Source organism: Paenibacillus pectinilyticus, assembly GCF_001700435.1.
GTDB lineage: Bacteria > Bacillota > Bacilli > Paenibacillales > NBRC-103111 > Paenibacillus_E > Paenibacillus_E pectinilyticus.
Window position 1 is genome coordinate 38,006 of the sequence record NZ_LYPC01000009.1, and the last position, 15,633, is coordinate 53,638.

Annotated in this window: 14 protein-coding genes and 1 riboswitch; all 14 genes read left to right on the forward strand. The window is 49.5% G+C overall.

From position 1 onward, the window contains the following. Positions 1-311 precede the first annotated feature (311 nt). On the forward strand, positions 312-494 hold the full coding sequence (locus A8709_RS34855; protein ID WP_141692389.1) for a hypothetical protein: 183 nt from the start codon (positions 312-314) through the stop codon (positions 492-494). Positions 495-715: 221 nt separating this feature from the next. After that, a complete protein-coding gene (locus A8709_RS02080; protein WP_208607625.1) occupies positions 716-2,182 on the forward strand; it encodes a catalase in 1,467 nt (488 codons plus the stop codon). A 38-nt stretch (positions 2,183-2,220) separates the two neighbouring features. Further along, positions 2,221-2,493, forward strand: a complete 273-nt coding sequence (locus A8709_RS02085) for a Fur family transcriptional regulator (protein ID WP_065850548.1) — start codon at positions 2,221-2,223, stop codon at positions 2,491-2,493. A 310-nt stretch (positions 2,494-2,803) separates the two neighbouring features. Further along, positions 2,804-2,905: riboswitch (purine riboswitch) on the forward strand. A 135-nt stretch (positions 2,906-3,040) separates the two neighbouring features. Then, the gene (gene purE, locus A8709_RS02090) at positions 3,041-3,526 is read left to right on the forward strand and encodes a 5-(carboxyamino)imidazole ribonucleotide mutase (protein ID WP_065850549.1); all 486 of its coding nucleotides are present in this window, start codon (positions 3,041-3,043) and stop codon (positions 3,524-3,526) included. After that, positions 3,523-4,695 carry a 5-(carboxyamino)imidazole ribonucleotide synthase gene (gene purK / locus A8709_RS02095; RefSeq protein ID WP_065850550.1) on the forward strand — a complete coding sequence of 391 codons (1,173 nt, stop codon included), beginning with the start codon at positions 3,523-3,525 and terminating at the stop codon, positions 4,693-4,695. Before purE ends, purK begins: the two co-directional genes overlap by 4 nt. A 25-nt stretch (positions 4,696-4,720) precedes the next feature. Further along, positions 4,721-6,016: an adenylosuccinate lyase gene (purB, locus tag A8709_RS02100; RefSeq protein ID WP_065850551.1), complete on the forward strand. Its 1,296-nt coding sequence runs from the start codon at positions 4,721-4,723 to the stop codon at positions 6,014-6,016. Between the two features lie 65 nt (positions 6,017-6,081). Beyond that, positions 6,082-6,939, forward strand: coding sequence for a phosphoribosylaminoimidazolesuccinocarboxamide synthase (locus tag A8709_RS02105; protein WP_065850630.1), 858 nt, complete (start codon positions 6,082-6,084; stop codon positions 6,937-6,939). A gap of 25 nt (positions 6,940-6,964) precedes the next feature. Then, positions 6,965-7,204 (forward strand): phosphoribosylformylglycinamidine synthase subunit PurS, encoded by a 240-nt coding sequence (purS, locus tag A8709_RS02110; protein ID WP_065850552.1) that lies wholly within the window; start codon positions 6,965-6,967, stop codon positions 7,202-7,204. A 51-nt stretch (positions 7,205-7,255) separates the two neighbouring features. Then, positions 7,256-7,951 (forward strand): phosphoribosylformylglycinamidine synthase subunit PurQ, encoded by a 696-nt coding sequence (purQ, locus tag A8709_RS02115; protein WP_065850553.1) that lies wholly within the window; start codon positions 7,256-7,258, stop codon positions 7,949-7,951. Further along, entirely contained in the window at positions 7,929-10,172 is a 2,244-nt protein-coding gene (gene purL / locus A8709_RS02120; RefSeq protein WP_065850554.1) for a phosphoribosylformylglycinamidine synthase subunit PurL, read from the forward strand. Before purQ ends, purL begins: the two co-directional genes overlap by 23 nt. Further along, positions 10,157-11,689: an amidophosphoribosyltransferase gene (purF, locus tag A8709_RS02125; RefSeq protein ID WP_084224602.1), complete on the forward strand. Its 1,533-nt coding sequence runs from the start codon at positions 10,157-10,159 to the stop codon at positions 11,687-11,689. Before purL ends, purF begins: the two co-directional genes overlap by 16 nt. A gap of 107 nt (positions 11,690-11,796) precedes the next feature. Beyond that, positions 11,797-12,837, forward strand: coding sequence for a phosphoribosylformylglycinamidine cyclo-ligase (gene purM, locus A8709_RS02130; RefSeq protein ID WP_065850555.1), 1,041 nt, complete (start codon positions 11,797-11,799; stop codon positions 12,835-12,837). Continuing rightward, positions 12,837-13,448: a phosphoribosylglycinamide formyltransferase gene (gene purN / locus A8709_RS02135; RefSeq protein WP_065850556.1), complete on the forward strand. Its 612-nt coding sequence runs from the start codon at positions 12,837-12,839 to the stop codon at positions 13,446-13,448. The genes purM and purN overlap by 1 nt, the downstream gene beginning before the upstream one ends. A 633-nt stretch (positions 13,449-14,081) precedes the next feature. Beyond that, positions 14,082-15,629, forward strand: coding sequence for a bifunctional phosphoribosylaminoimidazolecarboxamide formyltransferase/IMP cyclohydrolase (gene purH, locus A8709_RS02140; protein WP_065850557.1), 1,548 nt, complete (start codon positions 14,082-14,084; stop codon positions 15,627-15,629). Positions 15,630-15,633: the final 4 nt, after the last annotated feature.

Consider the following 15,633-nt stretch of genomic DNA (forward strand, 5'->3'; position numbering starts at 1 on the left):
GGGAGTTACTAGGTCATAACGCGAGCGGATGCTGGGCGCGCGTTGTGGCTTACGCGCATGGCGGAATGATGGAACACAGGAAGCTCGTAATCCGAAACTCGAAACTCGAAACCCGAAACCCGAAACCCGAAACCCGAAACCCGAAACCCGAAACCCGTAAGCCAGAACCTAGAACCTAGAACCCAGAACCCAGAACCCAGAACCCAGAACCCAGAACCCGTAACCCTGGCACCGTTTCACCACCGTTCTTCCGATTTTCGGAACCGGGGATAAGACAACGGGAATCGCTTATTCGTCTCGTATCCTTGGATATGAACGAGATTAGCTATCCTGGTGTGCTTATATTCGCAAATGCGCGGCGATTCTCGCTGTTTGCAGGTAATAAGCACGTGCGGAGGTCTTATCATACGAAATACGCAAGTATTCGAATATATAAGCAAGCTAAGCTTGCCTATGCCGCCAGGATCAGCGATCCTGACGGTTTTTTATTTTAAGAAGCAGTAATTCGGTTATAGAACTTTCATTCCTGTTGGTGATTAAAAGCCACTCACACGTATTCGATAGTCTATTCTCCTTGCTGTGGGGGCTTTCACGATGATCCCATAGGATTGTTGACAATGGTTCTCATTTAAACTAAAATAAATACTATATTATAATAATTATAAATAAGAATGTTGATCATCCCTAAATCTTATAGCTGAGAAGGAGAATGCAGATGACATCTAACCATTTAACAACGAATCAAGGGGCGCCAGTTGGCGATAACCAGAACTCACGGACAGCAGGCCAGAATGGCCCGACGCTTTTGGAGGATTATCATTTATTAGAGAAGATCGCACATTTCGACCGTGAGCGTATTCCAGAGCGTGTGGTTCATGCGCGTGGAGCGGGAGCATTTGGAACCTTTGTGGTGGAGAATGCCATGAAACGGTACACGAAAGCGGGCTTCCTAGGTGAGGTGGGCAAAGAGACACCGGTGTTTGTTCGCTTTTCCACCGTGATTCACGGACAGGGGTCACCCGAAACAGCACGCGATCCGCGCGGCTTTGCGGTGAAATTTTACACAGAAGAAGGCAATTACGATTTGGTCGGCAATCATCTTCCTGTTTTCTTTATTCGCGATGCGATGAAATTCCCTGATATGGTGCATTCCTTAAAGCCGGCTCCGGACACGAATGTACAGACCCCGGATCGTTATTGGGATTTCATGTCACTGACTCCGGAATCGACGCATATGCTGACTTGGGTGTTTTCTGATTATGGTACGCCCGCGAATTACCGTGAAATGAACGGTTTCGGTGTCCATGCGTTTAAATGGATCAATGCCGTGGGGAATTATGTGTATGTGAAATATCATTGGAAGCCGCATCAAGGCGTGCGCAATTTGAGTAAAGCGGAAGCTGCGGCTGTACAAGGCGAAGATTTCTCGCATGCGACAAGAGATTTATATGATCATATCGCTAGCGGAGATTTCCCGAAATGGGATTTGCACGTGCAGTTGTTGCAGCCAGAAGATCTGGATGCGTATGATTTCGACCCGCTGGATCCAACGAAGCTGTGGCCGGAAGATCTCATCCCGTTACAGAAGGTAGGGACGATGACGTTAAATCGAAACCCGCAGAACTTCTTCGCGGACGTGGAGCAGGCGGCATTTGCGCCAAGCGTATTGGTCGCTGGCATTGAGCCGTCGGAAGATAAGCTGCTGCAAGGCAGATTGTTCTCTTATCCGGATACGCAGCGGCACCGCCTAGGTGCCAACTACCTGCAAATCCCGGTGAACTGCCCGTATGCGACGGTGCACAACAATCAACGCGACGGCGCGATGCAAATGAAGCCGCAGTCTGGCAGTGTGAACTATGAGCCGACACGTCATGCGGATGCACCGAAGGAGGCACCAGAATACCGCGACAGCAGTGCTCCGTTGCAAGGTTCATCCGTCGTTAGGCAAAAAATCGCCAAAACGAATGATTTCGCTCAAGCCGGCGACACGTATCGCAGCTTTAGCGAGCTGGAGCAAGCGAATTTCCTTGCCAATCTGATCGGTGATCTGGCTTCCGTTCACGAGAAGTCGAAGCTTATGGCGATCTGCAACTTCTATCGCGCTGACGCCAATTTAGGCGAGAGCCTCGCGGCAGGTTTGAACGTAGATATTTCGAGTTATGTGCAACATTTGAAGCGGTAAATATATTCTTTTGCACAATGAAAAGAGGAGGTTCCCTAATGGTTAAACATGATCTGAATCTAGCGTTACAGCGGATGCGGGCGAGAAATATCCCGCTAACTCCGCAGCGGCGCGCGTTACTTGCGTTTCTGTACGCACAGGAGAGTTACACGACGGTGAAAGACATTTGTGAAGCGATGGCCGGTGAGTACCCGCATCTGAATGCGATGACAGTGAGCAGCACGCTGCACGTGTTTAAACAGCTCGGATTAGTGAATGAATCGACGGTTAGCGGAGCCTCCCTGCGATATGAAGCGGCGATTTGTTCGTGATGGGTAGCGATCTATTCTGAATGAAATAAAAAATCTAGAGACAGCCTCTCAGGCTCGTCTCTTTTTACTTTCCTCTCATTGTCGAAAAATATTACGCTCAACACGAACGATTTTGACGTTTTCGGAGAAAGCAAACCTTATATTGAGATGTTGAGAAACGTAACCGTGGTCTTCAACGGACGAAAAGATCGAAAATATGCCTTAAAAGCGAACTATTCAAAAGAATTAACATAAAATCGTTCGTTTTTTCAAATTGACATGATACGTCAGTTGGTAGTAAACTAGGAAAGCGGGAAATGAACCCGCACCAATTGAAAATGTCGAATCAACTCGTATAAAATCAGGGATAAGGCCTGAAAGTTTCTACCCAAAAACCATGAATTTTTGGACTACGAGGAAGCGAATGAGGGGAACCATAGGAAGATGATGGTCTTTTTGCATTCGGTTCTTTTGCTGTCCAGCGTATAGAATCAAGAATTCTAGCTCTGGGCATTTTTTATTTAGCGTATGAAATGATTATAAGTCGGCTTTCAGAAAGAGGTTTGTGATGACGGTACGTGTTGGTGTTATTATGGGAAGCCAGTCGGATTGGGAAACGATGAAGCATGCTTGTGATATGTTGGACGAACTGGGCGTAGCCTATGAGAAAAAGGTCGTTTCCGCGCATAGAACGCCGGATTTGATGTTCGACTATGCGGCTTCCGCAATCGAGCGTGGCCTACAAGTAATTATTGCCGGAGCAGGCGGTGCGGCGCATTTACCAGGAATGGTAGCAGCCAAAACAGAGCTTCCGGTTATTGGTGTTCCAGTCAAAACGTCTACGTTGAACGGTATGGACTCGCTGCTTTCTATTGTTCAAATGCCAGGCGGCATTCCTGTTGCAACGGTTGCAATTGGGCATGCGGGTGCAACGAATGCGGGCTTGCTTGCTGCGCAAATTCTAGGCGCTTTTGACCCAGAGATTCAAGCGAAGGTGAAAGCACGCCGGGCGCGCATCACACAAACGGTATTAGAAAGCAGTGACCAGTTATGAGTGAAGCTACAAGCGGTAAGGTCATCCAGCCAGGAGGCACGATTGGCATCCTCGGCGGTGGGCAATTAGGGCGTATGCTCACGTTAGCCGGACGCAACATGGGATATCGCTTCGTGACGCTTGATCCGACAGAAGACGCACCATGCGGTCAAGTAGCCGATCAGATTCAAGCGAATTTCGACGATGTGGAAGCAGCCAGAAGGCTTGCGGCACGGTCGGATGTCATCACGTACGAATTCGAGAATGTGGATGCGAACGTGACCAACATTTTGATGGAAGAGTCCTATGTTCCACAGGGCAGCCATCTTTTATACACGACACAGCACCGTCTTCGTGAAAAAAGAGCGATAGAAGCCGCAGGCGTGCCTGTTGCACCTTACGCGGAAATCACCAGCGAGGCTGACCTGAGAGAAGCGGCAGAACGCTTCGGTACGCCATGCGTACTCAAAACCGCTACCGGCGGGTATGACGGCAAAGGACAGTGGGTGCTTCGCTCGTTGGATGAAGTCCATGAAGCCTACGAAACGCTAAGCCGCGCCAAAACCGAGCTGGTGCTCGAACAATTCATTCATTTTGACAAAGAATTATCTGTTATTGCAGCTAGAAGTCCACGCGGCGAGGTCAAAGCATTTCCTGCTGCTGAAAATATACATGTACATAATATTCTGCACGAATCCATCGTGCCGGCACGTATTCCTGTGCCCGTGCAGAAGGCAGCCGAAGAATTGGCGATTCGTATCGCTGAGTCTCTCGGTGTGATCGGGCTCATCGCGGTTGAGCTATTCCTAACCAAGGATGGTCAGCTATATGTCAATGAGCTTGCGCCACGCCCGCACAATTCCGGGCATTACACGATGGAAGCATGCCGGACGTCACAGTTCGAGCAGCATGTGCGCGCGATATGCAACTTGCCTCTCGGTTCAACAGAACTGATCACACCGGTGGTCATGGTTAATCTGCTGGGTGAACACATTGCGCCGCTGCACGATCGACTAGCTGAGCCAGGCTTCCTAGAGAACGAAGATTTGGGAGTCAGCGCGAAGCTTCATCTATATGGCAAGAAAGAAGCCAAAGAGAAACGCAAGATGGGTCACTTTAATCTTTTAACAGACGATGTTGCGAAAGCATTGACTTGGATAGAACAGACAGGCATTTGGGAAAGTAAGTAAAAGAACCTTATTGGAGGAACGGAACATGATTGAACGTTACACACGCCCTGAAATGGCACGCATTTGGACCGAAGAGAACAAGTTTAACGCTTGGTTAGAAGTTGAAATTCTTTCTTGCGAAGCTTGGGCTGAGCTTGGTGTTATCCCTAAGGAAGATGTGAAGGTATTGCGTGAGAAAGCAAGCTTCAACATCGATCGTATTTATGAAATCGAGCAAGAAACGCGCCATGACGTGATCGCCTTCACAAGAGCGGTTTCCGAAACGCTAGGGCCTGAGCGCAAATGGGTTCACTACGGCTTAACGTCCACAGACGTTGTCGACACAGCATTAGGCTATTTATTAAGACAAGCGAACGAAATTTTGGACAAAGACATTCAAAACTTCATCGAAATCCTTCGCAATAAAGCGATTGAACATAGAGATACAGCCATGATGGGCAGAACGCATGGTGTGCATGCAGAGCCAACGACGTTTGGTTTGAAAATGGCGCTATGGTACGAGGAAATGAAACGTAACTTGGAGCGTTTCCGCTTTGCCGCTGATGGTGTGCAATTCGGTAAAATCTCTGGAGCTGTAGGAACGTACGCGAACATCGATCCGTTCGTTGAAGAATATGTGTGCGGCAAGCTTGGCACGAAAGCAGCGCCAATCTCCACGCAAACGTTGCAACGTGATCGTCACGCTGAATACATGGCTACTTTAGCTTTGGTAGCGACGTCCTTGGACAAATTTGCAACTGAAATCCGTGCTCTGCAAAAGAGTGAGTTCCGCGAGGTTGAAGAGCCGTTTGCTAAAGGTCAAAAAGGTTCTTCCGCAATGCCGCACAAACGTAACCCAATCGGTTGCGAGAGCATTTCCGGTCTTTCCCGCGTGATTCGTGGCCACATGGTGTCCGCATACGAGAACGTAACGCTTTGGCATGAGCGCGACATTTCGCACTCCTCCGTTGAGCGTATTATTTTACCAGATGCAACACAGTTGCTAAATTACATGTTGAACCGTCTAGGTAACATCATCAAGAACCTAACGGTGTTCCCTGAGAACATGAAACGCAACATGCGCAGCACGTATGATGTTCCTTTCTCCGGCCGCGTGATGACGAAGCTGATCGACAAAGGTTTTGCGCGTGAGCAAGCGTACGATACGGTACAGCCGAGAGCGATGCAAGCGTGGGAAGAGCAACGTTCTTTCCGTGAAATCGTGGAGAATGCATCCGTGATCACAGAAGTGTTAAGCCCAGAAGAAATCGCAGATTGCTTCGATCCGAGCTGGCATTTGAAACACGTAAGCACGATCTTTGACCGTTTAGGTTTGAAATAGAAAGTCCATTGGAGCAGGAAGGAGTGAGGTTCGTGTTACAGGGTATCGTGGGTACAGCAGAAGAAATGATTAATGCGCCTCTGGTGCACAAAGGCAAGGTTCGTGAACTCTATGATCTAGGCGATAGCTTTTTGATCGTGGTAACGGATCGGATTTCGGCATTTGATTACATTTTAAAACCAGGCGTTCCGGATAAAGGATATGTACTGAATGCACTCAGCAAGTACTGGTTCGGTGTAACCAGCGGTTATATGAACAATCACATCATCCACACCGACGTGGAGAAGCTTCATGCGATTATTCCTAGCGCTGAGGATCGCGAACTATTGAAAGAGCGTATCATCGTGGCGAAAAAAGCGGACCGCATCTCCATCGAGTGCGTGGTTCGTGGCTACATCACGGGGAATGGCTGGAGACAGTACGAGAAAACCGGGGAAATTAACGGTCTTAAACTGCCTGAAGGCTTACGTAAAAACCAACGCTTGCCGGAACCGATTTTCACGCCTGCAGCGAAAAATGATGTTGGTCATGATGAAGACATCTCCCTGGCTCAAATGAAAGAACTTGTGGGTGAAGAGTTGACCTACGCCCTGCAAGAGCGCAGCATCATGCTGTACACGCTGGCGCACTCCATCTGCGAGCAAAAAGGCATTATTTTAGCGGATACGAAGTTTGAATTCGGTTTTTATGCGGGTGAACTTATTATTATTGATGAGATTTTTACACCGGATTCTTCCCGTTATTGGTCTGAAGATAAATATGCCTTGGATATCGAGATCGATTCCATGGACAAAGAGCCTGTTCGCACGTACTTAGCGGGATCAGGTTGGGATAAAAATAGTGAACCGGACGAGCTTCCAGCATCAGTCGTGGAAGAGACTTCGAACCGATATAAAGAAATTTTGCACCGCTTGGTTGACTAAAATAACGCTGAGGAGCGATTTCAGGATGAAAGCAACAGTCTATGTAACGATTAAACAAAACGTATTGGACGTGCAAGGAACAGCTGTACAAGGAGCGCTTCACTCCATGGGCTTTGAAGAAGTAGGCAAAGTACGCATCGGTAAATATTTGGAGCTTGAACTAGGTACGACGGACAGAGCAGAAGCAGAAACACGCGTGAAAGCAATGTGCGAGAAGCTGCTTGCGAACACAGTTATCGAAGACTACCGCTACGAATTGGTGTAATTAGAGGAAGTAAGCAAGCTTAACTATGCAAAACTTTTAGGAGGAAATACCATGAATTTTGCGGTTCTTGTGTTCCCAGGATCGAATTGCGATATCGATATGTATAAAGCAATTGAAGATAGCATTGGACAACCTGTTGATTATGTATGGCATACGGACGGCGACTTGTCCAAATACGATTGTATCCTAGTACCAGGAGGATTCTCTTACGGGGATTACCTGCGTTGCGGAGCGATTGCGCAATTTACGAACGTGATGAAGGCTGTTGTGAAGGCTGCAGAAGAAGGCAAATACATTCTAGGTATTTGTAACGGATTCCAAGTCTTAACGGAAGCTCGCTTACTGCCAGGCGCTTTGCTGCGCAATAACGGCATGAAATTCCGCTGCCACCAAACGGTTCTGAAAGTGGAGAATAACACGACGGCGTTCACACGTGACTATGCCGAAGGTGAATTGATCACGATTCCGATCGCACACGGTGAAGGCAACTACTATTGTGACGAAGCTACATTGAAAGAATTGCAAGAAAACAACCAAATCGTGTTCCGTTACGAAGCGGGTAATAACCCGAATGGTTCACTTGATGATATCGCAGGAATCAGCAACAAAGCAGGGAACGTAGTGGGTATGATGCCCCATCCAGAGCGTGCCATTCATGAGATTCTAGGCTCCGCTGACGGTAAGAAAATGTTTACATCAATTCTAAGTGCTTGGAGGGAAAAACATGACGCAGCAGCTATCCGCTAAGGAACCATCCCCGGAACAAATCGCGGAACAGAAGATTTACAAGCAAATGGGTGTAACCGACGAGGAGTTTGCGAAAATTTGTGGTTTCCTTGGACGTACTCCGAACTACGTTGAGATCGGTGTATTCAGTGTAATGTGGTCCGAGCATTGTTCTTACAAAAATTCCAAGCCCGTTCTTCGCAAATTCCCAGTTACAGGACCTCGCGTTCTAATGGGACCTGGTGAAGGTGCAGGGATTGTAGATATCGGAGACAACCAAGCGGTTGTTTTCAAAATAGAAAGTCATAACCACCCTTCCGCAATCGAGCCTTATCAAGGCGCGGCGACAGGTGTGGGCGGTATTATTCGTGATATTTTCTCCATGGGCGCACGCCCAGTGGCGTTATTGAACTCCTTGCGTTTCGGTAAATTGGAAAACGATCGTGTGAAGTACTTGTTCGAGCACGTTGTCTCCGGTATCGCTGGATACGGTAACTGTATCGGGATTCCAACAGTTGGCGGCGAAGTGATGTTCGATGAGAGCTATGAGGGGAACCCGCTCGTTAACGCAATGTGCGTGGGTCTCATCGACCACGACATGATCCAACGCGGTGTTGCCAAAGGTGTTGGCAACCCAGTCTTCTACGTGGGCCCGGCAACAGGCCGCGATGGTATCCACGGTGCGACATTCGCATCCGAGGAACTAACAGCTGAATCCGAAGCGAAGCGTCCAGCGGTTCAAGTGGGCGATCCGTTCATGGAAAAGCTCGTGCTAGAAGCTTGTTTAGAGTTAATCGATTCCGGCATCGTGCTCGGAATTCAAGATATGGGTGCAGCGGGCCTTACATGTTCCTCCGCTGAGATGGCAAGTAAAGCAGGTAACGGCATGGAGCTGTACCTGGATGAAGTTCCACAACGCGAAGAAGGCATGACAGCTTATGAAATGATGCTGTCTGAGTCCCAAGAGCGTATGCTTTTCGTTGTTGAGCCGAAGGATGAAGCGCAAGCGAAAGGCATCTTCGAGCGCTGGGGCTTGCATTGTGCGAAAGTCGGTAAGGTAACCGACGACGGTTTCCTTAAGCTGATTCACCACGGTGAAGTCGTGGCGAACATGCCTGTAGGCGCACTCGTGGACGAGTGCCCGGTTTACAATAAGCCAAGCAAAGTGCCGGCTTATTACGAAGCAAGCGCAGCGATCGATACAACACGTTACCCAGAGGTAACGAAGTTGACGGAAGCGCTGAAATCTGTACTCGCGTCCCCGACGGTAGCGAGCAAAGAGTGGGTTTACAACCAGTATGACTACATGGTTCGTACAGAAACAGCTGTGCGTCCAGGTTCGGACGCAGCCGTAGTCACAATCCGCGGTACGCGCAAAGGTCTTGCGATGACAACGGATTGTAACGGACGTTACGTATACCTAGACCCAGAAGTGGGCGGACGTATCGCAGTATCCGAAGCAGCGCGTAACATCGTTTGTTCCGGTGCGGAGCCTCTTGCTGTAACAGATAACCTGAACTTTGGTTCCCCTGACAAGCCGGAAATCTTCTGGCAGCTGGAGAAATCCACAGACGGTATGGCAGAAGCTTGCCGCTTCTTGGATACGCCAGTTATCGGCGGTAACGTTTCACTTTACAACGAGAACTCCAAAGGGGCTATTTACCCTACACCAGTTATCGGGATGGTTGGTCTTATCCATGATGTGGATCACATCACGACACAAGGCTTCAAAAACGAAGGCGACATCATTATCCTGCTAGGCGAGACGAAAGCGGAGCTCGGCGGCAGCGAATTCCAATATGTAATTCATGGCGTAACTGAAGGCCGTCCACCTGAATTGGATTTGGCAACAGAGAAACTTCTACAAAACACAGTGCTTAAAGCGATTCAAGAAGGTCTGGTTGCTTCTGCGCATGACTTGTCTGAAGGCGGCTTGGCTGTAGCACTTGCAGAAAGCTGTATCAGCGGAAACGTAGGCGCATCGGTGAATGTAGCGTCTGATCTTCGTCCTGATTTCGCTTTGTTCAGTGAAACGCAATCTCGTATCGTTCTAAGTGCTACGCCTGCCAAGGCTGATGCGCTTAAACATTGGATCGCTTCCCAAGGCGTACCTTATCAAGAAATCGGAACAGTTACAGGCTCAGACCTGACTGTCAAAATCAATAACGAACAGCGTCTCCAGTCTCCGATAAGTGAGCTGGCGAAAGTCTGGAAGGATGCGATTCCATGTCTAATGGCGTGAAGCAATCCAAGGCCCTGAAGCTTCCTGCGGCTCCGCAAGTTCAACTTGCAAATGGGCAGCACGAGCTTTGGACAGGCGAATATTACAACGAAGGTATCGGCGGCCAAGGCGGATTGTTCGATAAGCTGAATGAGGAGTGCGGTGTGTTCGGGGTGTACGGTCATCCCGACGCGTCCTCGCTGTGCTATTATGGGCTGCATGCCCTTCAGCATCGTGGACAGGAAAGTGCTGGCATCTGTACGGTCGATGATGGTAAATTCAACTATTACCGTGGGATGGGACTTGCGAAGGAAGTTTTTACAAATGATAATTTGCATCCACTCACGGGTTCAACGGCTATCGCTCATGTTCGTTATTCAACAGCAGGCGAGAGCAAGTTGGCGAATGCGCAGCCGCTCGTGTTCAAATACCGTGAGGGCGATCTAGCGATTGCGACGAACGGGAACCTGGATAATGCCAACATTATCAAGCGTGAACTGGAGCGGAAGGGTTCCATTTTCCAAACAACTAGTGATACCGAGGTTATGGCGCATCTGATCGCTCGCTCGGAGCATGATGATATCGTGGATGCTGTGAAAGATGCGATGAATCAAGTCATCGGCGGTTTCGCTTTCCTCATTATTACCAAAGATAAATTGATTGCTGCACTTGATCCGAACGGCTTACGTCCGTTCATGATCGGCCGTCTCGGAGAAGCTTACTTATTCGCTTCCGAGACATGTGCATTTGATGCGGTTGGGGCAACCTATTTCCGTGATGTGCAGCCTGGCGAGATCATTGTGATTGATCGTGATGGCTTCCGTTCGGAACGTTTTACTGAGAGTGGGAAGCGTGCGATATGTGCGATGGAATACATTTACTTCGCTCGTCCTGACAGCGACATCGATACGGTGAATATTCACTCCGCTCGTAAGCGGATGGGTAAACGCCTAGCGATGGAAGCGTTCGTGGATGCGGATATTGTAACCGGCGTGCCGGATTCCAGTATTTCGGCGGCGATTGGCTTTGCGGAACAAACGGGTATTCCTTATGAGCTGGGTCTGATTAAGAACCGCTACACAGGTCGTACGTTCATCATTCCAAGCCAAGAGCTGCGTGAGCAAGGGGTTAAAATGAAGCTGAGCGCCGTTCGCAAGGTGGTCGAAGGCAAGCGTGTCGTGATGATCGATGATTCCATCGTTCGCGGGACAACGTCCTTACGCATCGTCAACCTGCTTCGTGAAGCAGGGGCAACGGAAGTGCATGTGCGGATTTCTTCGCCGCCTTTTATGAACCCATGCTATTACGGTATTGATACGCCGGACCGCAAAGAGCTCATCGCGGCGATGAATTCCATTGAAGAAATTCGCAAGGCCATCAACGCGGATTCGCTTCATTTTCTGACGAAGGATGGATTGTTGGATTCAATCGGTCAAGGTTCCGCTGGCAAAGAGAGCGGCTATTGTACAGCTTGTTTCGATAACAGCTATCCAACCGAAATCGTTGATGTGACGAAGATCGGTTGTGCTTGTGATTAATAACTGATTCCGTAGATGCGTTGAGTTGCGTCGCGGTTCAGGTAACAAAGAGAAAGAGGGGGTCTAACGACCTCCCCATACATAGACAAACTAAGGAGTGTTGGTCAGTGTCGGATGCTTACAAAAAGGCTGGCGTCGATATCGCGGCGGGGAACGAAGCAGTAGAACGGATGAAAAAGCACGTAAAACGGACTTTCCGTCCTGAGGTGTTAACAGATCTCGGAGGCTTCGGCGGGCTGTTCAGCTTGAACAAAGACAAGTATGAGGAACCTGTTCTCGTTTCCGGTACGGACGGCGTAGGCACGAAGCTGAAGATCGCTTTTGCCATGGATAAGCATGATACGATTGGGATCGACGCAGTTGCAATGTGCGTGAATGATATTATCGTTCAAGGCGCAGAGCCATTGTTCTTCCTTGACTATCTCGCTTGTGACAAAGTCATTCCAGAGAAAATTGAAGCGATTATTAAAGGGATCGCTGACGGTTGTGCGCAATCAGGTTGCTCACTAATCGGCGGCGAAACGGCGGAAATGCCGGGCATGTATGCACAAGGGGAGTATGACATTGCCGGCTTTACGGTTGGAATCGTCGACAAGAAAAAGATCATCGACGGAACAACGATCCGTCCTGGAGATGTCGTGCTAGGACTAGCTTCAAGCGGTGTGCACAGTAACGGGTTCTCGCTTGTGCGTAAGCTTTTGCTAGAAGATAACGGGTATACCCTTCAAGGGCATGTGGAAGAGCTTGGTGACAAACTAGGTAACGTGCTGCTTGAGCCAACGAAGCTGTATGTGAAGCCAGTTCTAGCTATGTTGGAAGACGTAGCGATCAAAGGCATGGCGCACATTACAGGCGGCGGTTTCATCGAAAATATTCCGCGGGTTCTGCCTGATGGCGTGAACGTGGACATTCAATATGGATCATGGCCTATCCTGCCGATTTTCTCCTTGATGCAGCGTGTGGGTAACATCACGAACAATGATATGTTCCGCACATTCAACATGGGGATCGGGATGGTAGTGATCGTGGCAGCTGACGATGCAGAGAAAGCGATTGCTGCAGCAGAAGCGCAAGGCGAGAAAGCTTATCGTTTAGGCGTTATAACTGAAGGCGAGCGTGTCGTTACGTTCCAAGGAGCTGACGTTTAATGCAGCCTTATCGCATTGCGGTTATGGCTTCGGGCAGCGGCTCGAATTTCCAGGCCATCGTAGATCAAGTACAGAAGGGGAAGCTTGATGTTAGCATCGAGCTTCTTGTCTGTGATCGCCCACAGGCGTTCGTGGTTGAGCGTGCGAAGGAAGCGAAGGTGCCTGTGTTTGCCTTCAACCCGAAAGAATACGCAAGCCGCGAGGCGTACGAGACGCTTGTTTTGAAAGAGCTGCAGGATCGCCAGGTCGATCTGGTTGTGATGGCAGGCTACATGCGGATCATTACGAATGTGTTGGTTGAGCCTTTCTTCGGGCGGATGATTAACATTCATCCGTCGCTGCTGCCTTCGTTCCCCGGCGTACGCGCTGTGGAACAGGCTGTGGAGTATGGCGTGAAGCAGACCGGCGTCACGGTGCATTTCGTTGATGGCGGGCTGGACTCCGGCCCGATCATCGCTCAGCGTGCCGTGGAAATCCACGAGCACGAGACGGCCGATTCGCTCACGGAGCGAATCCATGCGGCTGAGCACGTGCTGCTGCCGCAGGTTGTGCGGTGGCTGCGCGAGGGCCGCGTGAGCTTGGACGGCCGCAGGGTTAGCGTGCGGCTGTAGGGTTTGCGGCGAGGAGGAGATGCCTCGCCGGAATCCGCACCGGAAAATTACACCGGACACGCGCAATAAGCACTCACGGTGGTCTTAATGCGCGAAGAATCGCGAATATGGAAGCAATACGCAAGCTAGAGGTGCTTATTACGCGAGTGTGCGCCGGAAGTCGCACCGGATTCGGGCAATAAGCACTCACGGTGGTCTTAATGGGCGATAAATCACGCATTCGGAATCAATAAGCAAGCTAGAGGTGCTTATTACGCGAGTGTGCGCCGGAAGTCGCACCGGATTCGGGCAATAAGCACTCACGGTGGTCTTAATGTGCGATAAATCACGCATTCGGAATCAATAAGCAAGCTAGAGGTGCTTATTACGCGAGTGTGCGCCGGAAGTCGCACCGGATTCGGGCAATAAGCACTCACGGTGGTCTTAATGTGCGATAAATCACGCATTCGGAAGCAATAAGCAAGCTAGAGGTGCTTATTACGCGGGTATGCGCCGGAAATCGCACCGAACTTTCGCAATAAGCACTAACGTTTACAACAATGCGGAACGGTAATGTTGAAACAATTCATTCATTCACTCACTCATACATTCATTTCATTCACATACAAACCCATTCCCTAAGGAGGAAGCATAGTGGCAATCAAAAGAGCACTGATTTCCGTTTTCGATAAAACGGGCATCGTTGAATTCGCGAGCGAGCTGTCGAAGCTGGGCGTCGAAATCATTTCCACAGGCGGTACGCTTAGTTTGTTGAAGGATAAAGGGGTACCGGTCATCGGTATTTCCGAGGTTACAGGATTCCCAGAAATCATGGACGGCCGCGTGAAAACACTTCACCCGAACGTACATGGCGGACTTCTAGCTGTTCGTGACAACGAGGAGCACCAAGCAAGCATGAAAGAGCTTGGCTTAGAGTACATTGATCTCGTTGTCGTGAATTTGTATCCTTTTGCAGAAACGATTGCGAAGCCAGATGTGACGTACGAGGATGCGATCGAGAACATCGATATCGGTGGACCTACCATGCTTCGTTCCGCAGCGAAAAACCATGCTTTCGTTTCCGTTATCGTCGACACGACGGACTATGCGAAAGTGTTGGAAGAAGTACAAGAGACTGGCGACACTACGCTTGAGACGCGCAAACGTCTAGCAGCGAAAGTGTTCCGTCACACAGGTGCTTACGATGCTTTGATTGGCGACTATTTGACTGGCCTCCAAGGCGAGCCTTACCCAGAGCGTTACACAGTAACGTACGAGAAAATGCAAGAGCTTCGCTACGGCGAGAACCCGCACCAAAGCGCAGCGTTCTACCGCACGCCGAATGCGGCTGCTGGCAACATCACAACGGCTGAACAATTACACGGTAAGGAATTATCGTACAACAATATCAATGACGCGAACACAGCCCTGCAAATTGTCAAAGAGTTCAGCGAGCCTGCGGTTGTTGCCGTTAAGCACATGAACCCTTGCGGCGTGGGTATCGGTACGAACGTGCTTGAAGCTTACACGAAAGCGTACAATGCAGACCCAACGTCCATCTTCGGTGGTATCGTTGCTGCGAACCGTGCGATTGACGAAGCAACAGCACAATTGCTGCATGAGATCTTCTTGGAGATCGTCATCGCGCCAGATTTTACACCAGAAGCACTTGAGATTCTAGCTAAAAAGAAAAACATCCGCCTACTCAAAGTAGCTGGTTTGGATACGATTGCTGGTCGTGAGTCCCAGCCAGTGATTACAACAGTGGAAGGCGGCATGCTGGTACAAGCTAGCGATGCTTACCAATTGACAGAAGCAGATCTGAAAGTCGTTTCCGAGCGTCAACCGACAGCAGAAGAGATGAAGCAATTACTTTTCGCATGGAAAGTAGTTAAGCACGTTAAATCTAACGCCATCGTACTCGTGGCTGACGATATGACTGTGGGCGTAGGCGCTGGTCAAATGAACCGTGTCGGCGCAGCGAAAATCGCGATCGAGCAAGCTGGCGAGAAGTCCAAAGGCTCCGTCCTTTCGTCCGACGCATTCTTCCCGATGGGCGACACGCTCGAAATGGCAGCAAAAGCCGGCATCACTGCCGTGATTCAGCCAGGCGGCTCCATCAAAGACGAAGAATCCATTCGCGTTGCTAACGAAAATGGCATTGCGATGGTCATGACAGGCGTTCGTCACTTTAAACACTAAAACA